Annotated in this window: 27 protein-coding genes and 3 pseudogenes; 21 read left to right on the forward strand and 9 right to left on the reverse strand. The window is 67.8% G+C overall.

The window, feature by feature from the left end; genetic code table 11:
* Positions 1-142 precede the first annotated feature (142 nt).
* On the reverse strand, positions 143-667 hold the full coding sequence (locus BLV72_RS49345; protein WP_093459789.1) for a hypothetical protein: 525 nt from the start codon (positions 665-667) through the stop codon (positions 143-145).
* A gap of 162 nt (positions 668-829) precedes the next feature.
* On the opposite strand from BLV72_RS49345, the gene BLV72_RS01860 reads away from it, so the two are divergent.
* The 9 genes from BLV72_RS01860 (at position 830) to BLV72_RS01895 (ending at position 7,213) form a co-directional block, all read left to right on the forward strand.
* A complete protein-coding gene (locus BLV72_RS01860) occupies positions 830-1,030 on the forward strand; it encodes a hypothetical protein (protein ID WP_244320560.1) in 201 nt (66 codons plus the stop codon).
* Positions 1,023-1,319, forward strand: coding sequence for a hypothetical protein (locus BLV72_RS01865; RefSeq protein ID WP_093459791.1), 297 nt, complete (start codon positions 1,023-1,025; stop codon positions 1,317-1,319). The genes BLV72_RS01860 and BLV72_RS01865 overlap by 8 nt, the downstream gene beginning before the upstream one ends.
* A 358-nt stretch (positions 1,320-1,677) precedes the next feature.
* Positions 1,678-2,136, forward strand: coding sequence for a hypothetical protein (locus BLV72_RS51405; protein ID WP_342030637.1), 459 nt, complete (start codon positions 1,678-1,680; stop codon positions 2,134-2,136).
* On the forward strand, positions 2,127-2,405 hold the full coding sequence (locus BLV72_RS51410; RefSeq protein ID WP_342030638.1) for a hypothetical protein: 279 nt from the start codon (positions 2,127-2,129) through the stop codon (positions 2,403-2,405). The genes BLV72_RS51405 and BLV72_RS51410 overlap by 10 nt, the downstream gene beginning before the upstream one ends.
* Positions 2,406-2,749: 344 nt before the next feature.
* On the forward strand, positions 2,750-3,259 hold the full coding sequence (locus BLV72_RS01875; RefSeq protein ID WP_093459793.1) for a hypothetical protein: 510 nt from the start codon (positions 2,750-2,752) through the stop codon (positions 3,257-3,259).
* An 811-nt stretch (positions 3,260-4,070) separates the two neighbouring features.
* Positions 4,071-4,466, forward strand: a complete 396-nt coding sequence (locus BLV72_RS01880) for a hypothetical protein (RefSeq protein WP_093459795.1) — start codon at positions 4,071-4,073, stop codon at positions 4,464-4,466.
* A gap of 133 nt (positions 4,467-4,599) precedes the next feature.
* Positions 4,600-5,352 carry an ATP-binding cassette domain-containing protein gene (locus BLV72_RS01885; protein WP_093459797.1) on the forward strand — a complete coding sequence of 251 codons (753 nt, stop codon included), beginning with the start codon at positions 4,600-4,602 and terminating at the stop codon, positions 5,350-5,352.
* A 2-nt stretch (positions 5,353-5,354) separates the two neighbouring features.
* Complete coding sequence (locus BLV72_RS01890) at positions 5,355-6,623, forward strand: DUF7224 domain-containing protein (protein WP_093459799.1); 1,269 nt, start codon at positions 5,355-5,357, stop codon at positions 6,621-6,623.
* On the forward strand, positions 6,620-7,213 hold the full coding sequence (locus BLV72_RS01895) for a hypothetical protein (protein WP_093459801.1): 594 nt from the start codon (positions 6,620-6,622) through the stop codon (positions 7,211-7,213). Before BLV72_RS01890 ends, BLV72_RS01895 begins: the two co-directional genes overlap by 4 nt.
* A gap of 77 nt (positions 7,214-7,290) precedes the next feature.
* Here the strand turns inward: BLV72_RS01895 and BLV72_RS49350 are convergent, their stop codons facing one another.
* The gene (locus BLV72_RS49350; protein ID WP_244320561.1) at positions 7,291-7,623 is read right to left on the reverse strand and encodes a hypothetical protein; all 333 of its coding nucleotides are present in this window, start codon (positions 7,621-7,623) and stop codon (positions 7,291-7,293) included.
* A gap of 355 nt (positions 7,624-7,978) precedes the next feature.
* On the opposite strand from BLV72_RS49350, the pseudogene BLV72_RS51795 reads away from it, so the two are divergent.
* Positions 7,979-8,649, forward strand: a pseudogene (locus BLV72_RS51795) (HNH endonuclease family protein).
* A gap of 56 nt (positions 8,650-8,705) precedes the next feature.
* Here BLV72_RS51795 and BLV72_RS01910 read toward each other — a convergent pair.
* Both BLV72_RS01910 and BLV72_RS51800 read right to left on the reverse strand, forming a co-directional pair.
* Positions 8,706-9,200 (reverse strand): GNAT family N-acetyltransferase, encoded by a 495-nt coding sequence (locus BLV72_RS01910; protein ID WP_093459803.1) that lies wholly within the window; start codon positions 9,198-9,200, stop codon positions 8,706-8,708.
* A gap of 170 nt (positions 9,201-9,370) precedes the next feature.
* A pseudogene (locus BLV72_RS51800) lies at positions 9,371-9,490 on the reverse strand (mycothiol transferase); the annotation flags it as partial.
* On the opposite strand from BLV72_RS51800, the gene BLV72_RS49360 reads away from it, so the two are divergent.
* The 3 genes from BLV72_RS49360 to BLV72_RS01925 all read left to right on the forward strand — a co-directional run bounded on the left by BLV72_RS49360 (position 9,447) and on the right by BLV72_RS01925 (position 10,867).
* Positions 9,447-9,656 carry a hypothetical protein gene (locus BLV72_RS49360; RefSeq protein ID WP_244320562.1) on the forward strand — a complete coding sequence of 70 codons (210 nt, stop codon included), beginning with the start codon at positions 9,447-9,449 and terminating at the stop codon, positions 9,654-9,656. The pseudogene BLV72_RS51800 and the gene BLV72_RS49360 overlap by 44 nt on opposite strands.
* A gap of 330 nt (positions 9,657-9,986) precedes the next feature.
* Positions 9,987-10,511 (forward strand): hypothetical protein, encoded by a 525-nt coding sequence (locus tag BLV72_RS01920; RefSeq protein WP_244320563.1) that lies wholly within the window; start codon positions 9,987-9,989, stop codon positions 10,509-10,511.
* A 137-nt stretch (positions 10,512-10,648) separates the two neighbouring features.
* Positions 10,649-10,867 carry a type II toxin-antitoxin system RelE family toxin gene (locus tag BLV72_RS01925; protein ID WP_244320564.1) on the forward strand — a complete coding sequence of 73 codons (219 nt, stop codon included), beginning with the start codon at positions 10,649-10,651 and terminating at the stop codon, positions 10,865-10,867.
* A gap of 93 nt (positions 10,868-10,960) precedes the next feature.
* On the opposite strand, the gene BLV72_RS01930 is transcribed toward BLV72_RS01925, so the two are convergent.
* The 4 genes from BLV72_RS01930 to BLV72_RS01945 all read right to left on the reverse strand — a co-directional run bounded on the left by BLV72_RS01930 (position 10,961) and on the right by BLV72_RS01945 (position 15,317).
* Positions 10,961-11,446 carry a pyridoxamine 5'-phosphate oxidase family protein gene (locus BLV72_RS01930; protein ID WP_093459807.1) on the reverse strand — a complete coding sequence of 162 codons (486 nt, stop codon included), beginning with the start codon at positions 11,444-11,446 and terminating at the stop codon, positions 10,961-10,963.
* A gap of 168 nt (positions 11,447-11,614) precedes the next feature.
* Entirely contained in the window at positions 11,615-13,060 is a 1,446-nt protein-coding gene (locus tag BLV72_RS01935) for an NF041680 family putative transposase (RefSeq protein ID WP_093459809.1), read from the reverse strand.
* Positions 13,061-13,227: 167 nt separating this feature from the next.
* The gene (locus BLV72_RS01940) at positions 13,228-14,067 is read right to left on the reverse strand and encodes an IS5 family transposase (protein ID WP_093459698.1); all 840 of its coding nucleotides are present in this window, start codon (positions 14,065-14,067) and stop codon (positions 13,228-13,230) included.
* Positions 14,068-14,408: 341 nt separating this feature from the next.
* Positions 14,409-15,317 carry a LysR family transcriptional regulator gene (locus BLV72_RS01945; RefSeq protein ID WP_093459811.1) on the reverse strand — a complete coding sequence of 303 codons (909 nt, stop codon included), beginning with the start codon at positions 15,315-15,317 and terminating at the stop codon, positions 14,409-14,411.
* Between the two features lie 199 nt (positions 15,318-15,516).
* Here BLV72_RS01945 and BLV72_RS01950 point away from each other — a divergent pair, with 199 nt between their 5' ends.
* Positions 15,517-16,305 carry an SDR family NAD(P)-dependent oxidoreductase gene (locus BLV72_RS01950; protein WP_167746247.1) on the forward strand — a complete coding sequence of 263 codons (789 nt, stop codon included), beginning with the start codon at positions 15,517-15,519 and terminating at the stop codon, positions 16,303-16,305.
* A gap of 45 nt (positions 16,306-16,350) precedes the next feature.
* On the opposite strand, the gene BLV72_RS51425 is transcribed toward BLV72_RS01950, so the two are convergent.
* Positions 16,351-16,731, reverse strand: a complete 381-nt coding sequence (locus BLV72_RS51425) for a winged helix-turn-helix transcriptional regulator (protein WP_342030641.1) — start codon at positions 16,729-16,731, stop codon at positions 16,351-16,353.
* Positions 16,732-17,169: 438 nt separating this feature from the next.
* On the opposite strand from BLV72_RS51425, the gene BLV72_RS01960 reads away from it, so the two are divergent.
* The 7 genes and pseudogenes from BLV72_RS01960 (at position 17,170) to BLV72_RS01990 (ending at position 21,635) form a co-directional block, all read left to right on the forward strand.
* Complete coding sequence (locus tag BLV72_RS01960) at positions 17,170-18,297, forward strand: NADH:flavin oxidoreductase (RefSeq protein ID WP_093459815.1); 1,128 nt, start codon at positions 17,170-17,172, stop codon at positions 18,295-18,297.
* A 584-nt stretch (positions 18,298-18,881) separates the two neighbouring features.
* Positions 18,882-19,268 (forward strand): annotated as a pseudogene (locus BLV72_RS01970) (transposase); the annotation flags it as partial.
* Between the two features lie 158 nt (positions 19,269-19,426).
* Positions 19,427-20,221, forward strand: a complete 795-nt coding sequence (locus tag BLV72_RS01975) for an SDR family NAD(P)-dependent oxidoreductase (RefSeq protein ID WP_093459816.1) — start codon at positions 19,427-19,429, stop codon at positions 20,219-20,221.
* A gap of 131 nt (positions 20,222-20,352) precedes the next feature.
* Positions 20,353-20,580 carry a hypothetical protein gene (locus tag BLV72_RS01980; protein WP_208905466.1) on the forward strand — a complete coding sequence of 76 codons (228 nt, stop codon included), beginning with the start codon at positions 20,353-20,355 and terminating at the stop codon, positions 20,578-20,580.
* 104 nt (positions 20,581-20,684) lie between these two features.
* The gene (locus BLV72_RS47700) at positions 20,685-20,888 is read left to right on the forward strand and encodes a hypothetical protein (protein WP_167746218.1); all 204 of its coding nucleotides are present in this window, start codon (positions 20,685-20,687) and stop codon (positions 20,886-20,888) included.
* A gap of 82 nt (positions 20,889-20,970) precedes the next feature.
* The gene (locus tag BLV72_RS01985; RefSeq protein ID WP_093459818.1) at positions 20,971-21,237 is read left to right on the forward strand and encodes a hypothetical protein; all 267 of its coding nucleotides are present in this window, start codon (positions 20,971-20,973) and stop codon (positions 21,235-21,237) included.
* On the forward strand, positions 21,237-21,635 hold the full coding sequence (locus BLV72_RS01990) for a PIN domain-containing protein (RefSeq protein WP_093459820.1): 399 nt from the start codon (positions 21,237-21,239) through the stop codon (positions 21,633-21,635). The genes BLV72_RS01985 and BLV72_RS01990 overlap by 1 nt, the downstream gene beginning before the upstream one ends.
* Positions 21,636-21,711: the final 76 nt, after the last annotated feature.

Genomic DNA, 21,711 nt, shown 5'->3' on the forward strand with positions numbered 1-21,711 from the left:
GCACCGCCTCGTCCGCCGCCCTGCGTGCCTGGACTGGTGCGACGAACCCACCCGGCGCTCGCACGAACACCCCAATGACGACTGACAACAGGGATCGCGCCGAGGAGGGCTGGACGACATAGCGTCACGTTCAGCGATCACGTCAGGTGGCGGGTGCGGTGGGTTCGCCGCGCAGCAGGTCGGGGCGGGCATCGGCGATCGCGAAGGCCCGCCTGAGCCCTTCCACCAACGTCTGGTCGACGTGATAGAGCCGGGCCCGCTCGTCCCGCTGGAGCAGCCGGGGTGCGCCGGTCGGGGCGACGCGGCGCTGTACCGCTTTGATGCTGGTCAGGGTCCCGCCGAGTTTCGCGGTGGCGATCGGGGTGGTCGGATGGTCGGCGAAGTACTGCTGGACTTCGCCGAACGAGGTGGTGCCACCCAGGTCAGTGATCCTGCGCAGCACCGCGCGGGCCCCGGGCATCAGCGAGGCGATCACCCGGAAGAGCACCTGTTCGCTCCAGCCGTTCCCGATGTCATCGCCGCTGAGGTCCTGCGGGACGGGGCGCGGGTCGACGGCTGGTGCTTCCGGCCAGTCGGCAGGGGCGACGGGACGCAGCCCGTAGGCGGCCTGCACAGCAGCAATCGCCTGCTCGTAGGTGTCCGTCCCAGTGTCGATCGTCAGCCGCACAACGCCCCCTCCTGATCGCTGCGGACATTCTTCCCCAGCTGTTCCCGTCCCCGGCTCCACTCGGTCGCAACGCCGATCCGGTCGACTTCACCCGCATACGGAGCCGGACCGGGTGCCGCGGAACGCCGAGGGCATCGCGGCCGCGTTCGAGGGGAGCGGCGGATGGAGTTCTACCGCGAGCTCTCGGCGGCCGCGCCGGAGGATGCCGAGGGGGTTCTGTGCCGCTGGTGGTGCGAGGCGATGCTGGACACGGACACGTCCGGTGGCCGGTTCACCGAGGCCGCGCTGAACGGCACCCTGTCCACGACGAGCATCGCGGCGGCCAGCGCGCGCCGCCGGGCGGCCGGGCTGCCCGTTGAGTGAGCTGCATGGCCAGGAGCCGGAGGGCTGGCCGTGTGAACTGTCCGAAGAGGTCGACGCGCTGCTGGCCGACTTATCCCTGCCCGGCGAGATCTTCGGGGCGATCATCGCGGCGACCGTTCAGATCAACGAGACCCGCGGCATGGTGCCGGGCAGCACCGCCTCGCTGAAGTGGTCTCAGCAAAGACGCATGCCGCTCGGCCGGGACGGGGTGCTCGGTGTCGCCGAGTACGTCATCGTTGCCGACGCCGACCCGCCGTACATCGTCCTCACCCGCATCCAGCTGTACTGACCGTCCCTGACGGCCGAGGGCCTCTTGCTGGTCGCTCCATGGCCAGCGCGGCCAGAGCGAAGACGCGCCGGGCGTACGCGACCGAGCAGAACCGCTGCTGGTTCGGCGTTGGACCGGTTCCGGTCCCTGCCGATGGCACGGTGGGCGGTGTCCTTCGGGCACACCGGCGCCAGCTCCCTGATCGGCCTGCCACTGCTCGCCGCCATGGCGGGGACGGGCTTGCCCTTGACGTCTTTTCCCTGGTCACAGCCGTGTTAGCCGGATTTTAGCGGGGCGGCACGATTGCGGTAGCGGCCCCGGCCAGAGTTGTTGTCGTACCGAGCAGACCACGACACCGACCACTCCGGGGGGACCCGAAATGCGATCCAACACCGCCCGCATCGCCCGCCGTCGCACCCTCCGCGTCGCCGCCGCGGTCCTGACCGCAGCCGCCGCCCTGACCCTGACGGACTGCAACGACTCGGACACCGGCGCGAAGTCCGCGGGACAGGCCGACACGGCCCCGGCCGGGTCCAGCGGCTCATCGGGTTCCTCCGGCGGTGCGCAGGGTCCCGACGCCAAGGCCAAGGGTGGCTCGGAGGCGGGCACCGCGAAGGATCAGCCGGGTAGCGGGCAGGCCGCCACCGAAGGCGGCGGCAGGGCGCACGCGGGCGTCGAGCGCTGCCGCACCGAAAACCTGGAAGCCGCCTTCGCCACGGGTGAGGACGCGCTCTCGGTGCCGGAGGAGGGCGCGGACGGCTCGACGACCGCCACCATCGTCCTGATGAACAAGGGTCCTACTCCTGCAAGCTCGGCGGCTTCCCCGGTGTGGACCTGATCTCGATCAACGGCGGCGAGCGCTGGTCCCTGGCCCGCTCCTCGCAGAAGTGGAGCTCCGTGGAGGTGGAGGCCGGCCAGAGCGCCGAGTTCGCCCTCAACCTCGCCTTCACCAAGGAGAACGAGGGCTTCTACCAGCCGGCCTGGGTCGAGATCACCCCACCAAACGAGACCAAGGCCCTCAAGATCGAGTGGCCCTGGGAGACCGACACCCTCGTCGACCAGCGCAGCGCCACCCACCCCGGCACCTTCGTCAACCCCATCGGCTGACCAGCTCACAGCTGCGCCATGAAGGTCCAATGCCCCGCTGCCCTGGTGTGTGACGCACCAGGGCAGCGGACTTCCCGTACCACCCGCTCCATGGCCCGGCACCATCGTCGTGCCCGTCGACTTCCTCGGCGGCGTACGCAGCCGCTCCAGCCCGCGCCGGGCCAGCGGCCGCCATCGCCCGGCACCGTGAACACCTCGCAGCTGGACGTCAGCGAGCCGTCTCCACCGCTTCCTACGCCAACTTCATGTCCTGGTCGTCCAGCAGACGCAGGGAAACGCGATGGCGGCAGTGTCGGCGGCCGTGCGAGAGTACCTTGCTCCAACTGCCGACGACGAAGCCCGAGATGAACCAGGACGACGCCCTCAAGCAATTCAGCCACATGGCACGGGAGAGGGCATTCGGTCAACGAATTGGGTCGGACCGACTGATCCAGGCGGGTCTGGACGCGCTGGTCGCCGGCGTCGACAGTCCCTCGCTCGCCATGCTTGCCGGTCTCCTGCGGAGCGAAGAGCCCGAGGCGCCTGAGCTCTTCGACCGAGTGCTGGAGGAACTGGGACTGCGTTTCTACCCCCCGGATGACCCACAGGAGGCGAAGTGGGCCATGGCCGACTGGATCGCTGAACAGATAGCCGACGGATCCCTCGACCCCGCCACCGGAACCCACCTGATCTGGACAGACATCGCGTATGACCTCGGCTATCCCAAAGACCTGGAGGCACTGGTCCACTGCGCACACAACCTGGCCGGCTGGGAAGAAACCTGGGGCGTCTCCGTCGAGGAGCTCAACAGAGAAGCGATCGAGGCCGCGAAGCAATTCCTGAGCAAGCGAACGGCGGAAGAGCCCAAGAGCTGACCATCGGCTTGACCGCACCCTCACCGCATCCACTGGCGGCCAGCAGCAGGCGGCTGGAACGACCGGTGTCTACTGGGAATCCATCCACATGGTGTTCCGGGCGCGCCAGGCATGTGGTGGCGCCGAGTTTCCTGGAAGCAGTTGTTGAATTCACCATTAAATTGCGCACTATGAGATCCGGTCATCTTCGACGCTTATCGGCCACTTTGTTTCCTGCTAGGCGTGTCATGTTCGAGCTGGGATGCCGGGACGCACCGGGCTGTGCCGCAGTGGCGAGGGCTCGATGGGGCGAGAGGTAGGTGAACTGGTGCGGGGCCCGGCTCGGAAAGCTGCCTGTGCCTTGCCGGGCCCCGCACCAGGTCGTAGTCGGCGGCCACTGGGCTGATGGTTTTGTGTGCGGTGCCGTCTGGTTCTGGGCTGTAATGATGCGATGACTGTGAGTTTTTGGCCATTGTTACTGCAGGGGTTCACGTGAGCCCTGCGAAGAGCGGCCGAGCCTCTGGACGGTCTTGGGTCGTGACTCGCCCATGCGCAATCTGGTGTCGACCTGGGTTGATTCGGCATCCACCTCCATGGGCGAGCGGTGCAGTCGCTTACGAATACATTCGAACGACACGAAAGATAGTGCGACACTCGCACGCTTTTGGTCGTTATCTAACATGATCATCGCCGTGAATCGGTCATGTGGAGATATGTTCGTGCGGCGATCGCGAGCACGACAGCGCTGCACCGGGGGGAAAGCGAAAGGTGCTTCCTCCGTCATGCCTGCATGGCTGATGTCATGCGCAGGACACGGGAGATGAGAATGCACATGCACCAGAGAGCCGTTGGTCTCGTCGCCGGGGCCTTACTGCTGGGATTCGCCGGCGCGGTCCCGGCCCATGCCGAGGGCAGCCGCACCACGTACTTCTCCGGCTGGCACCCCGGCAACGAGTCCTCTCGCTGGAGTGACAACAACACCGACGGTGTCAGCACCTCGGTGACTCTCAGCGGTTGCCACACCGACGGGGCCGATGGGTTCAAGAAGGCCAACCTGAAGCTGTGGAAGAACCGCGACCTGCTGCCTGACGATGACAAGGGCTCCCGCACCAACAGCTGCGGCAGGTCGGCCTGGGGTGACCAGTCGTCTGGTAAGTACTACTTCGAGCTCTTCAGCTTCAACACGGGCGGCACCATGAGTGCCAACAGGGTGGTCATCGCCTACTAGAACCTGAAGACGGTACGGCACGTCTTCATGGGTGCCCCGGCTCAGGCGGGCTCTGCCTGCGTCGGGGCACCTCCCGCTTCGCTCCTCACCACAGCCTCCTCGGGGTCACCCCTGGCGGCGGATTGTGCGGCTCATGGCCTTGGAATTCCGTGATGTCTCCTTCCGGTACAACCGCAAGACGACCGTGCTCGACGGCTTCGACCTTCGCGTCAGCAGTCCGGCGACGGTTCTGCTCGGCCCGAACGGGGCGGGGAAGTCCACGCTGATGGCGCTGGCGGCTTCCCAGCTCAAGCCCTTGGACGGTGCTGTCACCTGGAAGGGCCGCAGCCCCACCGCCCGCAGGGATGTGACGGCGTACCGGAAGGCGGTGGCGTGGCTGCCGCAGCACATCACGCCCGTGCCGGGGCTGACCGTGCGGGAGCAAGTCGCCTACGCCGGCTGGCTCAAGGGCATGAACCGCACGGATGCCTGGAAGGCATCGGCTGTCACGCTCGGCCGTGTCGGCCTGGACAAGCTCGCCGACCGCCGCAGCCACCAGGTTTCCGGCGGCCAACTGCGCCGGATGGGCATCGCCGGAGCCCTCACCCACCACAGCGAGCTCATCCTCATGGACGAGCCGACCGCGGGCCTGGACCCCACCCAGCGCAAGGTCTTCCGGTCCTTACTCGAGCAGCTCGCCGACGACGTCCACATCCTCGTCTCCACCCACCAGACCGAAGACCTGGCCGACCTCTACCAGCACGTGGTCGTCCTGGACCGGGGCACGGTGCGCTTCCACGGCACCACCGCCGCATTCCACGCCATGGCCGACAACGCCGACAACGTCCAGGGCCCCCGCGAGCGCGCGGAAGCCGCCTACGCCCAGCTCGTAGGCGAGGAGATCTGACCGTGCTGCTCCGTACCATCGTCCGCGTCTCGTCCGGCACCCGACTCCTGCCGTTCCTGGCCGGCTTCATCGTCATCGCCCTCAGCGACAACTTGTCCGAGTGGGTTACGCCCCACTACTGGCTCTCCGCCACTGGCACCGCGACCCTCGCGCTGTCCTTCGTGGGCCCCGCGTGCGCCGGAGCCGGCGCCTGGGAGGGAAGCCGGCTCAGGCGCGCACGCATCTCCGACCAGAACGCGGTCCGCTCGCCTCTGGCCATCGCCTTCCCTCTCCTGCTGCCGGTGTTCGTGATGGGCGTGGTCGGCATGGCCGCGGCCCTGCTGGTTTCCGCGGCCGCCGCCGACGTCGGCATCGGCATGCCGAATCCCGGCATCCTCGCGGTCGAAGCGGTGCTCATCGCGGCCAACACCCTGGTCGGCTTCGTCCTGGGCCGTCAGTGGGCCCCGATCATCGCGGTGCCGGTCACGCTGATCGCCAGCTTCGTCGCCAACGCCTACCCGATCTCCTGGAGCATCGTGTGGATCCGCCACCTCGTAGGCGGAGGACTCCAGGACTGCTGCATGCTCGACCAGAGCCTGGACGTATGGGCGCTGGTGAGCGCGGGAGCATTCGCTACCGGGGTCTGCCTTTCCGCCGCCGTGCTCATCCAGTACCGCAAGGCCGTCCCCGCCATCGTCGCCGCGGCCGCGCTGCTCGCCGCAGGGTTCGCAGGCGGTGCCGCCTCCGCCCACGGCATGGGCGCTGACCCGGTGACCTCCCGCCCGACCAGCGACCTGGAGTGCGACCACGGCCAGCCCCGCATCTGCCTGTGGCCCGAGATGGACCATCAAGCCGGCATGGTCCGCACCGAATCACGCAAGGCCGTCACGAGGCTCCGCCAGGCCGGCGTCGCGGTGCCCGCCACGCTGACCATGGCCGACCGGCCAGGCTCCGAGGCGACCAAACTGGCCATTGGGCCCGGCGTCAGTGCGCTCGGTATGCCCACAGGCGTGGCGGCAGGACTCCTTCCGCGCTCTCCCGCCTGCGCGGACAACGGGGAGCGCTATCCGGGCGCCGACGCTTACGGACCCGTCGGAGCGTGGCTTTCCCTGACCGCCGGCGCCGCGCCCCGGAGCCTCACGAACCGGGTCTCACCGCCGGAACTGGCCCTCGCTCAACACGTCCTCAAACAGTCCCGACAGACCCAGCTCGCCTGGTACGAGCGCAACACCCGCGCCATGCGATCCTGCAACGTACGCCCCCAGTTGGGCATCGACGGGAGCCACGGATGAACTGGTGGCTGAAGGCCCGCGCTGTTCCCGCAGTGAGTGTGTCCGTCGTTCTGACCAACGGGGTGGGACTCCTCATGGGCAACGCCGAACTTCCCGTGCCCGTCCTGACCGGCCAGTCCGGACACTTCCTCGTCGGCCACCTCATCACCCTGCTGCCCGCGGTGATGCTGCTTCACGGCATGGGACGCGGCGACCTGCGCACCGAAAGCGTCGCCTGCCGGCCCGTGCGGAGATGGGACGCCGCACTCGGCTCGGCGGTCGCCGCCACCGGGGCGGGGATGGCAGCCCTCTGTTACGCCCTGGGGGCCGACAGCATCGCCTTGGTACTGGGGCGCAACATCGCCGGATACGTCGGCCTCGGCCTGCTGCTGTTTCCCTTCCTCGGCCACCGCATCGCGGCTGTCACCGTCGCCGTCGTGCCCCTTGTGTGCGCGGCGGCCGGCTGGAGAAGCGGAGGGGGCCCCGCGCCATGGGCCTGGATCCTGTACCCCGCGAACTCCCTGGTCGCCCCGCTCATCACGGCAGCCATCGTCCTTGGAGGCATTCTCGTCTGCCTCACCCGGCAGGACCCGTTGCGGTCCACTCACTGAGGAAGCCATCAGCACAGCTGAACCCGACTACTTGGAAGCGCTGGCGAGACGTTCTCCTGCCGGTGGCGCGACCCGGGTCAGGTGACAGGTGCGGTGGGTTCGCCGCGCAGCAGGTCGGGGCAGGCATCGGCGATCGCGAAGGCCCGCCTGAGCCCTTCCACCAGCGCCCGGTCGATCTGGTAGGGCCGGGCGCGCTCGTCCCGCTGGAGCAGCGGGGACGCGCCGGTCGGGGCGACACGGCGGTGTACCGCCTTGATGCTGGTCAGGGTTCCGCCCATCTTGGCTGTGGCGATCGGGCTGGTCGGGTGGTTGGCGAAGTACTGCTGGACTTCGTCGAACGAGGCGGTACCGCCCAGGTCGGTGATCCGGCGCAGCACCGCGCGGGCCCCGGGCATCAGCGAGGCGACCATCCGGAAGAGCGCCTGCTCGCTCCAGCCGTCCCCGAGGTCATCGTTGCCCAGGTCCTGCGGGCGGGGCGTGGGTCGATGGCTGGTGGTTCGGGCCAGTCGACGGGGGTGACGGGGCGTAGACCGTAGGCGGCCTGCACGGCGGCTATTGCCTGTTCGTAGGTGTCCGTCTCGGTGTCGATCGTCAGCCGCACGACACTCCCCTTCGTGATCGCTGCCGGCATTCTTCCTCAGGACGGTGGTGTGCCTGCTCTGCACACCGGGCTTGAGTAGTTCTGGAGGCAGCCACCCGTGGGAGTGAATCCCCCAAGGTGAGGCCCCGCGGTAGCCGGGCCCGGCCACGGTGGTCGGCATGACGATGATGATGCGCCGCTGGGCCACTGCCGTGGCCACCGGGCTGGCCACGAGCAGTCTCCTCGCCTTCGGCTCACCCAGCTGGGCTGCCTCCAGCGCTCCCTCCTCGGCCACCGCTTCGGCCGAGTTCCCTGAATCCCCGGCCGCCGACGAAGCACGGGCGGAACTGGCCGAGCTGACCGTCGCACCCGAGACGGACGTCCCCGGCTACAGCCGAGCGAAGTTCCCTCACTGGGCCACCCAGCAGGGCACCTGCGACACCCGCAGCTCGTCCTCGCCCGGGACGGCGATCAGGTGACCCAGGACGGGCAGTGCCGGGCCACGGTCGGCAGCTGGCGCTCGGCGTACGACGGTGCGGTGCTCGACGCGGCGTCCAAGGTGGACATCGACCACGTCGTGCCGCTGAAAGAGGCATGGCGGTCCGGCGCCTCGCAGTGGACGACCGCGGACCGCCGGGCCTTCGCCAACGACCTCGCCCATTCCCAACTCATCGCCGTCTCAGCCCACTCCAACCGGGCAAAGAGCGACAGGGACCCCTCCGATTGGCAGCCGGACCTGGCCAGCTACCGCTGCACGTACGCCCGCGCGTGGATCTCGGTCAAGCACGCCTACGCCCTCACCACGGACGAGGAAGAACGCGCCGCGCTGACCGGCATGCTCGCCACCTGCGCCTGAGGCAAATCCCCGATGAGCAAGAGGCAGTGTCCACACTGTTCCCCGGCGCTCGACGATTACAGCGCCTTGCGTAATGCCCGGTTGATCTGGGGGTCTCGTCCTGGACGGTACGGGGTGATGGGGAGATAGCCGCTTCGTCGGTAGAGCGCCAGGGCTGCCACGTTGGCCACGCCGGTCTCCAGTTGCATGTGCGTGTATCCGCGGAGACGGGCGTCGGTTTCCAGGCGAAGCAGGAGTTCTCGGCCGAGCGACTGGCCGCGGGCGTCGGGGTGCACGTACATGCGTTTGACTTCGGCGGTGCTCGCGTCCAGGGTGCGCCATCCACCGCAGCCGGTCGGGCGGGCGGTGACATCCCGGGCGAGGAGGAAGAGGCCTTGGGGCAGGGTGTAGTCCTCGGCCGGGGTATCTGTGGGATCGTCGGCGTAGCCGTACATCTCCAGCTGGGTGGCGCGCAATTGCCGGAGGAGCTGCTGTACATCGGGGTTGTCGTAGCGAGCAGGCGTCACCGTCCACGACCGGGGCGGCTGGGTGCGTGTCGGGTGTGTCTGCATCTGATAGTCCCCGGTCGACAGCAGCGACGGCTGAGGACTTCGTAGGGCGGTACAGGCAAGCCGCCGCGGATCAGGCCCGCCGGGATGCTGCCCGTGCGGCTCCCAGGAACGGACGGAGCGCGAGCACCAGGCCGCCGCCGACGCTGTTCGCCAGGTGCTGCCGTGCGAGGAGGGCGGGCGGGACCGGCAGCCGGGCGGTAGTACCTGGCCTCGACGGTGGCCACGTGTTTGACCAGGCCGAGGAGGTTGGTCCCGGTCGCTGTCAAAGGTCGGCGGGCGTCGTATTCGGAACAAGCCGTCGACCCGCCCCAGCCCTGGGACCTGGCCCACCTCGCCGACGCCCACACCGAACAAGCCCGCCACCAGCGCACCGAAGCCCTCACACTCCTCACCGACTTCCCCGACCCGCACGCCACCGCCCTGCGCCAACGGCTTCAGGAGCTGACCACCGGATGACGCCACAGCGGCTCCGTCGGCGCGGCCCCGTGGCGCGCGGTGAGCCGTACGTGACGCGGGCCGGAGCAGTTCAGACCCGGCCCGCCGGGGGCTATTCGTCCTAGCCGTCGTCGGTCTCGTCGTCGCTGTGCGGGTCGCGCAGCTGCCGTAGGCCCAGCGCCGGCGGCCGTGTGAAGGCGCACCGACCCAGGAAGTCCTTGCCACCGGCGAGGTGTACAGCCGCCCCGCCCACCACAAGAGGGGCACCCCGGCGGACCGAGGAGCGGCAAACTTGACGGCCTGGGCCATGTGCAGCGGGCACGAGGCCGAAGAAGTGCACGGAGTGCGTGGGTGGATCTCAGCTCAGTGATCATCGCGGTGGCAGGCGTCGCAGGAACCCTCGGAGGATCGCTACTCACCCAGCGCGGCTCCGAACGAGCGAAGCGCCGGGAAATAGAGCTCGTTCGTGACCATGAAGAGATCCGCGAGAACCGTTCACTCCGACGCACCTGCTATGTGGAACTCAACCGAGATGCCCGGCAGTTCACCACCGCGCTCAACCGCCACCTGCACGTCATGAGGGAACGCGGCGCGGAGGACACCGACAGCGACGCACTCGGCGAAGCGAAGAACGCGCACCGCGATCGATACTCCGAAGCACAGATGATCGCCCCCGAAGGAGTACTCATGCAAGCGAGTGTCGTCAACCAAGCCCTGAACAAGGTCTACGGCCAGGTCAAGCGCCTCGAACGCGGTGCCCCCGGACCAGGCGAAACGATGGAGACCGCGGCCCAGGCCCAGTACGAGGTCTGGGACATGCTCCGAACTATGAGAACCGCTATGCGTCACGACCTCGGTGTGGCGCATGAAGATTGAGAGCGGGAACTCAGCTCCGTGCGGTCTCTCTTATCTGCCTCGACCAGTCAAAGGCTGACCGAGGCGGAGGTTGAAACACAAGCTCAGGCTGATTGCGGTCCGGTGGCAGGCGGAGCCTGGCCGGCGGGCTGGTCCAGGTGAACGCGGCCGCCCGGTTTCTCAAGGACGACCCTGACGGTCTGCGGCAGCTGGTGGACGCTGTGGGCCTGCTTGCCGACACCCCCCGTCCGGCAGGCACCGCGGAGTACGGCTCCCCGGACCTGCGCCGCATGCACGTCGGCCGCTACCGAGTCCTGTACGAGATCGCAGAAACCACCGTCACCATCGTGGTCATCCACATCGGCCGAACCGGCTGACCGACGTGCCCGGACCATCTAGCTGTGCCGTCTCATGACGTTGGTGCCATACCCGTAGGGATCACTCGGTCAGAAAACTCCGCGGCGGGATGGTCAGCTCGACTTCTTGGCGAGTTCGGCGAGGAACTGCGGCACTCGGCCGGCGCCGAAGTCGTAGAACCGCGCCCACTGCGGCTCGACCGCGATACGCGCCATCTGGTCGTACATGGCCCGGCAGTTCCGCTCGAACTCGGCCGCGTACTCGGCGTCGAAATTCTTCCGCGCGGCCGCGAGGTACTCCGGCACCACGCCGTCGATGATGGTCAGGTGCACCACGCCGCGCACCGACAGCGTCTTGGCCGAGCCTGGGCTGTCGCCGGCGTCGATGGTCAGGGCGACCTCGGGGCGGGCGGACAGCGCTTTTACCTTGGGCGCCGTGGCCGCGGTGGACATGACGATCTCCTCGCCGGTCCAGAAGATGCCGATCGGGATGACGCGTGGCAACCCGTCGAGTCCGTTGTATGCCAACCGCGCCATGGACGCCTGGTTCAACAGCTCGTGGGCGTCGGCCAGCTCCCGCTCGATCTGCCTGGGGTCCACGATCGTCGTCCTCCTCTGCCATGCGGCCCCTCGTGGCCGCTCATGTCCCTGGGACGGAGCCGTCGCCCCGTCCTCGACACACCTCCCGCGGCAGCTCACGATCGAGGAGTTCGTGGCACCAACGTCATGGGACGGCACATCTAGCAGCCCCGGGCCTGAGCTTGGCGTTTAACGTGGGCGGGCTTGGTGTTCCTTGATCGACTCGGCGCGTTTGACTGTCTTGCCGACGTCGTGGTGCCTGGCCCGCTGTTTGTTCTTCGAGCCTGCAGGCCGCCCGGGACCTGGTCGGGACGGTTTCGGTGCGGTCGCTGGACGGGCCGTGGTCGCGTGGACGTTGCGAAACCCCCGCCGCACCCGGGCGGGGGTGAGCCGACGGGGCTCGGCCGGTCGTTCCCAGGGGCGGCGGAGGTCCTCGGCGAGGGGCCGGGCGAGGCGGAGCTGGGTGTGGGCGGCGATGATGAGCCAGGTCCACAGGTCGGCGGTGTCCGCGTGGCGGACCTTCGGGGCGGTCCAGCCGAGGGTCTGTTTCATGAGCCGGAAGGTGTGCTCGAGGTCGAATCTGCGCAGGAAGGACTGCCACCAGTGCTCCACGTCCGCCGGTGCGGCGGCGGTGGCCGAGCACCACAGCCAAACCGGTTTCGGGTCACGGTCGCCCGGCAGGCGCTCGACTTTCAGGCGGATCAACGTGCCGTGCAGGATGGGCAGTTCCTCTTTCGTGTGGTTCAGCCAGGGGCCGCGGTGGGTGAGCCGCGGGTGCATCCGGTCCCAGGCCATCGCCTCGGCCTTGCCGTAGCGGGTGGTGTCCGTGACCGTGGTGACCTCGGGTTCGTGCCAGCTGTCGGGTTTGGCGAAGGTCAGGACACCGCCGTGCCGACGCGGCCGTCCGCCCTTCGGCCCGGAGCGGGCGGGGCCGGGGTCACGGAGCATGACGCGGTCCGAGCGCAGGCGTCCGACCAGGACGACGGGCAGGTCCGCCAGGGTGTGGGAGAGGTAGGCGACGTCGTAGCCGGAGTCCATGACGATCCAGATCTCCGGATCACCCGCCTGCCACTGCTGGGCCTGGACCAACCTCTCGATGACATCGCGTAGTTGGCCGGCGGTGACGATGGTCGCGTCGTTGGCCGGCCCGAGGCGCACGGCGTCCAGCAACGCGACCCAGGAGGTCCGGCCGGTCTCCAGAGCGGCGACGAAGGAGTACGGCCAGCCCGGTACGAACTGGTCCCTGCTGCGGGCACCGCGTCCGTAGACGTGGCAGAACAGCCGGTCCTCGCTGGTCGGGGCGTCCGGGCGGAGCCAGTTGCTCACGTCCACAGCCAGCACGATCCGCCCGTCGGCCGCCCTCGGCAGCGGCAGGCCCACCAGCGCACGCCGCAACCGCGCCGGCTCCAGCCAGCCCCGGTCCAACGCCGCGTACATCGCCCCGTGTCCGCGCCGGTGCTCGACCGCCAGCGACAGTTCGACCAGCGTCTTCACCGGCCCGTCCGCACACAGCACCGCGTCCGTGAGCTCGAAGAGCGCATCCGCGCGGGCGTAAAGGCACTCGTAGAACTCGACCCGAAAGCGGGACAACACGTCGAACGCCTCGCCCGCGGGCGCGTGGACCGGGAGACTCATAACAGCGGCCGTTCTCTCGTGCTTCGTGACTCGACATCTCGAAGCGTGGAGAACGGCCGCCTCCGCTGTCCCGGGAAGAACTGCAGATCAGCAGGTCGGGTGATCTGCGAGGTTAAACGCCAAGCTGAAAGAGCGTTTTGTCCTGGAGAGGTTGTTTGGTTCGATGTTCAGGTTTTGCGCCAGTTTGGGGTGGATTCACTGGCGAGTCGTCGGCTTATGAGGTCGATCATCGCAACGTGGATTATGGCTTCGGACCGGTGAGAGTGGGTCTCGTAGTCGCGTGCGAGTCGGCGGTGGTGCATGAGCCAGCCGAAGGTCCGCTCGACCACCCATCGCCGGGGAATCACCTTGAACCCTTTGACGCCGGGATCGCGTTGGACAACTTCGACGTCGATGCCGAGGCGGGCGCCGTGGTCGATGACTTTCGTGCGGTATCCGGTATCGGCCCATGCCTTGGTCACGTGGGGGCTTGTGCTGGCGATCTGGGAGAGCAGGTGGATGCCGCCGACGTTGTCGGAGACGCTGGCCGCGCTCACCCAGACTGCGAGCAGCAGTCCGAGGGCGTCGACCCCGAGGTGGCGCTTACGACCTGCGATTTTCTTGCCTGCGTCGATGCCCTGATCGGCTGCCGGCACGTTGGCGGAGGTCTTGACGCTCTGAGCGTCGAGCACGCAGGCGCTCGGCTCTGCGCTGCGGCCTTCGGCTTCACGAACCAGGCGTCGCAGCAGGCCGTTGAGCTGGTCGAAGACGCCTTCCTTCTGCCAAGCGGCGAAGTAGCCGTAGACCGTCTCCCACGGTGCGAAGTCGTGCGGCAGGTAGCGCCAGGGGATCCCGGTGCGATCGACGTACAGGATGGCGTCCATGATGCGGCGAAGGTCGTGCTCGGGTGGACGGCCAATGTCCAGGCCCTTGCCCCTGCGCTGGGCCCGCCAGGCGGTGAGCGTGGGACCGATCAACTCCCAGCGGGCATCGGACAGGTCGCTGGGATACGGGCGTAGTCGCGTCATGTTTCGGTAGTACCGTCGTGCACGACGCACTCACAGGGCGCAAACAGCGTCAACCGGGGGCGCTTTGGGATCAGACAGGAGCGACTCGACTCAAACGGGCAGAGGCATGGAGTCTCCTGCCTCACAAGCCGCATTGACCACTCTTGCCTCAGCAGTCACAGACCCACTCACCCCTCGAAGCACCACCAAACAACCTCGCCGGAACAAAACGCTCTTTGAGTGCCTGTTTCTGAACCCCGTATCGGCAGGTCAAAAGGGTGAGCGGTGGAGACACAGGGCGGCATTGTGGATGGCTTCGGGGCTCGAGGTCGTTCCATATTGGTGCAACGTGGAAGGAACGCTCAATCAGTTGCGGGCTGACAGAGAAGTCCTGTACCGCACCAGTTCTGCTGGTTGAGATGGTCGAGCATGGCCGTCTCTGCCGGACCCGGATGGCGCCGCACGCCGACGAGGACGGGCTCGGTCAGGGAGGGCAGTAGCGGGCAGGCCAGTTCTTCGAAGCCTTCGGGGATGGCCGAGGCCGGGACCACAGTGACGCCCAGGCCCTGCGCCACGAGCCGCACCGCAGTGGAGATCTGTGACGCTCGGGCCACCGTGTGCGGGCTGAGGCCCGCGTTGGCGAGCAGGCGGGCGAGGTAGTCGTCGAGCAGGCTGGCGTGCCGGAACCGGATCCATCCTTCTGACGCCAGGTCTTCCAGGCGCAGGGCGGCGCCGTTTGAGAGAAGGGGGTGCCCCTTCGGCAGGACGGCGACGTAGGCTTCCTCGCCCAGCCGGTGGGTGTCGAAGGTGCACCCGGCGGGGATGCGGTGCACGAGGACCATGTCGAGGGTTCCCTGGCGGACCAGCCGTTCCATGTCCGCGGGATCGGGCTCCTCGTGGAGAGTCACCTGCAGCTTCGGGTGGCGACTGCGCAGCTGCCCCAATACCTGGGGCAGCTGGCGTGCTCCCAGGCCCATGTGGACAGCCATGATGAGTTCGCCTGCCAGTTCCCCGTTGGCGGCGCGGGCGGCCGTGATGGCACGCCGGGATGCGGTCGTCGCGATCTTCGCCTCTGCGAGGAAAGCCCGCCCTGCCACCGTCACCGTCACCCCGCTCGGGGTGCGGGTGAACAGCTGCACCCCGAGGTGCTTTTCCAAGGTGCCGATCTGCTGCGACAGAGAGGGCTGAGTGACCCGCAGGCGTTCTGCTGCCGCTGTCATGGAGCCCTCGTCGGCGACGGCCAGGGCGTATTCGTATTGGCGCAGGTTCATTCGCATCCACCTTCGGCATGACATAGGAGATGTCAATGCAGAGTATACGTTGCCACTATTTGCCTCTATGTCGGGCCAGTCCTACCGTGGTGCACGCCCAGCGCAGCCACCAGGTCCTGAAAGCTGCGGGACGGCAGCCGCGTCCTGCGGGCACGCACGTCCTGCGACGCCAGCTGCAAAAGCAGGATGAGGCAAAGCAATGTGTCCGGTGCTCACAGTCTCGACTCAAGGAGAAAGCGTGCGTCTCGCGAATAAGGTAGCCCTCATCACTGGCGGGAGCGCGGGCCTTGGTCTGGCGATTGCCCAGAGATTCGGAAGTGAAGGCGCCCACGTCTACATCACGGGGCGACGGAAGGAGGCGCTCGAAGCCGCGAAGGCTTCCATTGAGGGACATGTCACGGCGGTCACCGCGGACGCTACAGTGTCGGGTGATCTCGACAATTTGGTCGAGGCTATCCGTCAGGAGAGCGGACACCTCGATGTGATCGTCGCGAACGCTGGAAGCATTGAGCGGATGAACTTCGGGGACGTGACCGAGGAACACTTCGACCGCACATTCGACCTCAATGCCCGCGGCACACTGTTCACCGTCCAGAAGGCGCTGCCGCTTCTACGAACGGGCGGCTCGATCGTTTTGCTGGGCTCTATCACGGCATTCAAGGGGGATCCCGGGGCAGGGGCTTACAGCGCGGCGAAGGCCGCCGTGCGCTCCTACGCGCGCACGTGGGCGGCAGAGTTCGGCGACCGGGGTCTTCGGGTCAACGTGCTGAGTCCGGGGCCGATCGACACACTCATCATCGATGGGCAGGCTGAGTACTTCGGTCAAGATCCAGTAGCTCTCCGAGCTCACATGAGTACCCTTGTCCCGATGGGCCGCCTCGGGCTTCCCGAGGAGATCGCCAATGGTGCGCTGTTTCTCGCCTCGGACGAGAGCAGTTTCATGACAGGCGCAGAACTCTGCATCGACGGCGGTATGGCTCAGGTATAGCCGCATCGGCCGGAGCCGAACTGGGCATGAGCTTGTCCTACGCTTTTAGCGCGGGATTACTCCGCTCATTCGTAGCATCGGTGAGTTCGAGAACTCCGGGGTACGGCAGTTAGCTTGTCGCCGTTCGATGGCGGAAAACTTAGCCGCCCGGGAACTGATGACGGTCAGTCGCGTTGCTCCTCGGGGGAGGTCGACTGTCCGCTCCTGCGGGAGCTTCGACGGGTGATCTGCCTGGCTATAAGGGTGATCGCGGCCCATGTGAACGTAACCCCACTCGCAGAGGGGGCGCAACGCCTCGTCGAGGCTGACCCCGAAGGGTGTCAAGGAGTACTCCACGTGCGGCGGCACCTCCCGAAAGTCCTTGCGCACAATGATGTCATCGGCTTCGAGCTCCTTGAGCGCACCGATAAGGACCTTCTCGGTCACGCCGTTGAACGAGGCCTCGCAATTTCCCGAACCGGCGAGGCCCTTCCGAGGCGAGCTGCCACACGACCAGGTACTTCCACCGGCCGCCAACCACCGATAGTGCTGCGTCGAGCCCACAGTAGTACTGGCGATCGGTTCTCATTGTGGCTCCTGTTTTACGAAAGCACCCACGCCTGGAGGCACTTACAAAAAAGTAGGTACTTGCCCGTGGGAAGTAACGGCATGTTCCCTCGGTTCTGGCGTAGGTAACCGGCCTAGCCGTCAAGCCCCGTCCCGGGTTCGGGCGCACGAGCCTCGGCGTCGGGGAGGCAGACCAAACCAACTGAATGCAGGAAAGACACATCGATCATGCCCGACACCTCCAGCACCACCGACATCGCCGCCGCCTCCGAGCGCCGGCCCTCCGCGGAACGTCGTCCTACTTCGAGGAGCATTCACGTGCCTGCCAGCAGCGCTGCCGCCGACCGCGCGGCTCAGACCCTGTCCCGCCCGTTCACCCTGCGCGGGCTCACCGTCCCGAACCGGATCGTCATGGCGCCGATGACGCGCGACTTCTCGCCGGGCGGTGTCCCCGGTGCCGATGTGGCGCGGTACTACGCGCGCCGGGCGGCCGGCGGGGTCGGGCTGATCGTCACCGAGGGAACGTACATCCGTCACGACTCGGCGGGGGACAGCGTCCGAGCGCCCCTATTCCACGGCGAGGACGCCCTGGCGGGCTGGAAGAACGTGGTGGCGGAGGTGCACCGCGCGGGCGGCCGGATCATGGCGCAGATCTGCCACGTCGGGGTGCAGCGCCCCGAGGGCGCGGGCCCGGTCCCCGACGCCCCGACGGTCAGCCCGTCGGGTATCGGGCTGGACGGCGCCCCGGCCGGTAAGGCCATGACCCAGCACGACCTGGACGCGGTGATCGCCGCCTTCGCCGAGGCCGCCGCCGCGGCCGAGCGCACCGGCTTCGACGGCGTCGAAGTGCACGGCGCCCATGGCCTTCTGATCGACCAGTTCCTGTGGGAGGGCACCAACCGCCGCACCGACGGCTACGGCGGTGACCCGGTCGCCCGTACCCGGTTCGCCGCCGAGATCGTGGCCGCCTGCAGGAAGGCCGTCTCCGCCGACTTCCCGATCGTCTTCCGCACCTCGCAGTGGAAGGTGAACAACTACGACGCGCGGCTGGCCACCACCCCGCAGGAGCTGGAGGCGGTCCTCACCCCGCTCGTGGAGGCCGGGGTGGACGCCTTCCACTCCTCCACCCGCCGGTACTGGGTGCCGGAGTTCGAGGACTCGGACCTGAATCTCGCGGGCTGGACCAAGAAGCTCACCGGCAAGGCCACCATCAGCGTCGGCTCCGTCGGCCTGGACAAGGCGTTCAAACCGGGGTTCGAGAGCGGGAGCCGGACCGGGGTGGCGGGCATCGAGAACCTGCTGGACCGGGTGGAGCGGGACGAGTTCGACCTGATCGCGATCGGCCGGGCCCTGATCGCCGACCCGGAGTGGGCTCGCAAGGTCCTCACCGGGGACACCGAGGCGCTGATCCCGTTCTCCGTCGACCAGGTCGCCACCCTGCGCTGACGTCGGGTCCCGGCATCCGCCCTCACCGATTCAGCTCAGGCACGAGTCCGTGCACCGAAGCGGTTTTATGTACGGATGAGTCCTCGACTACGGTCCGGTGGCTCATCTTTGGGCATGGCATTCACCACCCACCGCGGCCGGGGCACGGCCCCCGCGGTCGTGACAAGACCCGGCCCGCTTCGGAACCCGAGAGTCAGACCGATAAACCGAAGATCACAATGCACGACCAGGAATGACCACCTTCTGATCGAAGATGTCATTCGGATGCGTTCGTGATGCGGTCACTGTGACCGTTCGCCGAACGTTTCCTTCCGGGCCCTCCAGGCCCTCATGACACACCGCCGGGAGCAGTAGACGGCGTCCGAGTGCCGGTCCACCCCAGCCACCCAAGCGGCCCCGCACTCGGGGCACTCCGCCCGGCCGACACCGCTCAACTCCGCGGCCACCCGCTTGCGCAACCGGCGGTCCCGGCGCCACTGCCTGGAACGACACGCCGCCGAGCAGTACACAGCATCGAGCGGTGCTTCCGGCCTCAGCCGTTCACCGCAGCCATCGCACACCCGCTCTCCGGCTTGCCCAGTGCCTCGACCAACCTGCAGGTCGTCATCGACGCCAACAGCCGCCTGGTCGTGGCCATCGGCCTCCCGCTGCCCGGCAGCCGCAACGACTGCCGGGCCTTCACGGAGTCCGGCGTCGATCGGGCCTGCCGCGGAGCCCCGACCATCGCCGACGGCGGCTACCAAGGCACCGGTCTCCTCATCCCGCACCGCAAACAACGAGGCCAGAGCCACCTCAGCCCACAGCAGGAAGCAGAGAACACCGTCCATCGCCGAGCCCGTGCACGGGTCGAACACGCCCTGTCACGGCTGAAGAACTGGAAGATCCTGCGGGACTGCCGACTCAAGGGCGACGGAGTTCACCAAGCCATGCTCGGCATTGCCCGGTTGCACAACCTGGCCCTCACCGGATAACTCACACCCCATACGGGACAACCTCTAGGCACGCTGCGTTAGTGCTTTCGTCCCAATGCGGGCATGCGCCCAGCAGGGACTGCGTCCGGCGCTCCTGTCCATCAGAGGACCGCTGGTCGGCATTCGGCCGTCACAGGCGTGGTCTAGCCTGCCGAAGCATGGACCTAGACCTGGCGGGACGACGGGCGATGGTGACGGGGAGCAGCGGTGGCATCGGTGCCGCAGTGGCCCAGCGCCTGGTCGATGAAGGGTGCGCTGTGTTGGTGCATGGTCGCGACCCTGAGCGTGTCGGCGAGGTCGCGGCGCGGCTTCGTGCTGTCGGCGGGGTGGCGGACGTCGTGCTGGGGGACCTTGCTGATGATGACGCCGCTGGGACGGTGGCCGAGCAGGCCCTCGAGTGGGGTGTGGAGATATTGGTCAACAACGCCGGCCCATTCGCCGAGCATGACTGGGAAACGGCGGAGCCGGCGGCGTGGTTGGACGCGGTGAACGGGAACGTCGTGTCCGCGGTGCGGATAATCCGGGCCCTGGTGCCTCGGATGCGCGAGCGCGGGTGGGGGCGGGTGGTCAATGTGGGAAGCCGTGCCGCGACGACTCCGTTGCCGAACATGGTCGAGTATTCGGCGGCGAAGGCGGCGGTGGTCAACATGACGACCAGCCTGGCCCAGCATCTGGCCGGATCCGGCATCACCGCGAACACGGTGAGCCCCGGAGTGATCGTTACGGACAGCATGCGGCAGATGTTCGAAGACGGAGCGGCTGCACGAGGCTGGTCAGGGCAGTGGACGGAGTTGGAACCGCTGGTGGTGGCCGAGTACGCCCCGAACCCGACCGGCAGGCTCGGCACTGCGGAAGACATCGCGGCATCGGTCGCGTTTCTCGTCAGCCCGCTGGCTGGCTACATCAACGGCATCAACCTGCGCGTCGACGGGGGCATCGCGTCGGTGCCGTAACGGCCTCGCCGGGCTCGAGTGGGCAACCATCGACGCAGCGTGACGCTCCACAGTTGTTGAGCCAGAGCCGGTTCACGTGAACAAAGCCAAGGCCCGGGGCGCGCGAGATGGTGTGGGTGCGGAGCAGCTGTATGACGACTACCAAGCACCTCGCCACGCTGCAGTTCGAGGTGGACGGTCCAGCCGTCGAGGCCGAATGGACCGTTGTCGGCACTGCTCAGCATCGGTACGCGGAGTGGGTCGGGCTCTACGGAACCGACCCGGCTGTAGTGATCAAGCTCATCGAGGAGACCGGCGGCCGCCGCCGCGTTCGCAAGACCTGGGCGGCCCAGGGCGAGACTGAGGAACCGGCCACCTGAGCGTCCGCCGCAGCGTGACGCCGCTCCGGGGCTTATGGGCTCACCTCGCGCAGATCCGCATGCAGCGGCGCGGTCGGCCCGTGTGGGACATACGATCAGCCGCTATGAGCATCATGCGTCGGCCGCTCGGTCACGGCCCGCAGCCGCAACGTCATGCCGCTGCCCAGCTCGAGACGGGCAGCGTCCGCCGGATGAGCGCCGCCGAGGCCCACATCGACGAGACGCCGCTGTACCGGCCTGGTGGGCTCGAACACCTCGCTCACCTGCGCGAGCGTGGGGTACTCGGCTCGCCGGATCAACCCGCCTGAGGGTAGGCGCGGGCGGCTGGGATGCCCGGCGGCTCCTGTCCAGTGGCTGCGCCGATTCCTCTACTCGCAGTAGAGTCGGGGTATGGCAGACGAAACGAGTATCAAGGTGAGCTCGGCTACGCGTGATCGGCTTGCCGCTCTGGCGGCCGAGGGCGACACGACGATCCGGCAGCTTGTCGAGGAGCTCGCCGAGGGCCGGCCAACCCAGGCCGAGTACGCGGAGCGCGCCGCGCAGGCCCGCGCCGAGCTCGCCTCCGTCCTGGGCAGTGCGCCCAGTGAGCAGGCCGAGGCGAAGGCCCGTGGTCTCCTGGAGCGTCTCGCTGCCAGCCAGGGTTCGGCGGCCGCGTAGTGGGGCCGATCGCGGTCGTCCTGGACCACACGACCGCCGCCGCCCTCCACGACCCCAAAGATCCGTACAACGAGGCCGTTGCCGCGTTCTATGTCCAGGCGTCCGGGGGCCTGGGCACCCTCTATGCCCCGGTGCTCTCCCTCACGGTCGCTGACACCGAGCAGACCGGCCTCCTCGCCTACATCCACGGACTGCGGTTCATCACGATCGAGCCCTTCGACACACAGGCCGCGCTCACCGCCGCCGCGTTACTGCACGCCGGGTACTCCTGGACAACCGTCCACGCCATCCACGCCGCCCGCCCCTCCGCCGACTTCCCTGCAGGGCGCTTCCTGCTCACCCTGACGCCCGAGATGTACGAAGGGACCGGCGTCCAGGCGGTGCACCCCGACCAGTAGCAGGCCGCTCCCGTCGGGCCGCAGAGCGGTAAGCGCCGTATCGCTTGAAAGCCCGCCACGCGAAGGGGACGCAACC

The organism is Streptomyces melanosporofaciens (genome assembly GCF_900105695.1).
Taxonomy (GTDB): Bacteria; Actinomycetota; Actinomycetes; order Streptomycetales; family Streptomycetaceae; genus Streptomyces; species Streptomyces antimycoticus.

Excerpts from the sequence above, each read along its gene's own strand:
- BLV72_RS01860 (WP_244320560.1), top strand. The coding sequence starts at position 830 with ATGGAGTTCTACCGCGAGCTCTCGGCGGCCGCGCCGGAGGATGCCGAG.
- BLV72_RS51405 (WP_342030637.1), top strand. The coding sequence starts at position 1,678 with ATGCGATCCAACACCGCCCGCATCGCCCGCCGTCGCACCCTCCGCGTC.
- BLV72_RS01875 (WP_093459793.1), top strand. The coding sequence starts at position 2,750 with ATGAACCAGGACGACGCCCTCAAGCAATTCAGCCACATGGCACGGGAG.
- BLV72_RS01880 (WP_093459795.1), top strand. The coding sequence starts at position 4,071 with ATGCACCAGAGAGCCGTTGGTCTCGTCGCCGGGGCCTTACTGCTGGGA.
- BLV72_RS01885 (WP_093459797.1), top strand. The coding sequence starts at position 4,600 with ATGGCCTTGGAATTCCGTGATGTCTCCTTCCGGTACAACCGCAAGACG.
- BLV72_RS01895 (WP_093459801.1), top strand. The coding sequence starts at position 6,620 with ATGAACTGGTGGCTGAAGGCCCGCGCTGTTCCCGCAGTGAGTGTGTCC.
- BLV72_RS49350 (WP_244320561.1), bottom strand. The coding sequence starts at position 7,623 with ATGGTCGCCTCGCTGATGCCCGGGGCCCGCGCGGTGCTGCGCCGGATC.
- BLV72_RS01910 (WP_093459803.1), bottom strand. The coding sequence starts at position 9,200 with ATGCAGACACACCCGACACGCACCCAGCCGCCCCGGTCGTGGACGGTG.
- BLV72_RS01935 (WP_093459809.1), bottom strand. The coding sequence starts at position 13,060 with ATGAGTCTCCCGGTCCACGCGCCCGCGGGCGAGGCGTTCGACGTGTTG.
- BLV72_RS01940 (WP_093459698.1), bottom strand. The coding sequence starts at position 14,067 with ATGACGCGACTACGCCCGTATCCCAGCGACCTGTCCGATGCCCGCTGG.
- BLV72_RS01945 (WP_093459811.1), bottom strand. The coding sequence starts at position 15,317 with ATGAACCTGCGCCAATACGAATACGCCCTGGCCGTCGCCGACGAGGGC.
- BLV72_RS01950 (WP_167746247.1), top strand. The coding sequence starts at position 15,517 with ATGTGTCCGGTGCTCACAGTCTCGACTCAAGGAGAAAGCGTGCGTCTC.
- BLV72_RS01975 (WP_093459816.1), top strand. The coding sequence starts at position 19,427 with ATGGACCTAGACCTGGCGGGACGACGGGCGATGGTGACGGGGAGCAGC.
- BLV72_RS01980 (WP_208905466.1), top strand. The coding sequence starts at position 20,353 with ATGACGACTACCAAGCACCTCGCCACGCTGCAGTTCGAGGTGGACGGT.
- BLV72_RS47700 (WP_167746218.1), top strand. The coding sequence starts at position 20,685 with ATGAGCATCATGCGTCGGCCGCTCGGTCACGGCCCGCAGCCGCAACGT.
- BLV72_RS01985 (WP_093459818.1), top strand. The coding sequence starts at position 20,971 with ATGGCAGACGAAACGAGTATCAAGGTGAGCTCGGCTACGCGTGATCGG.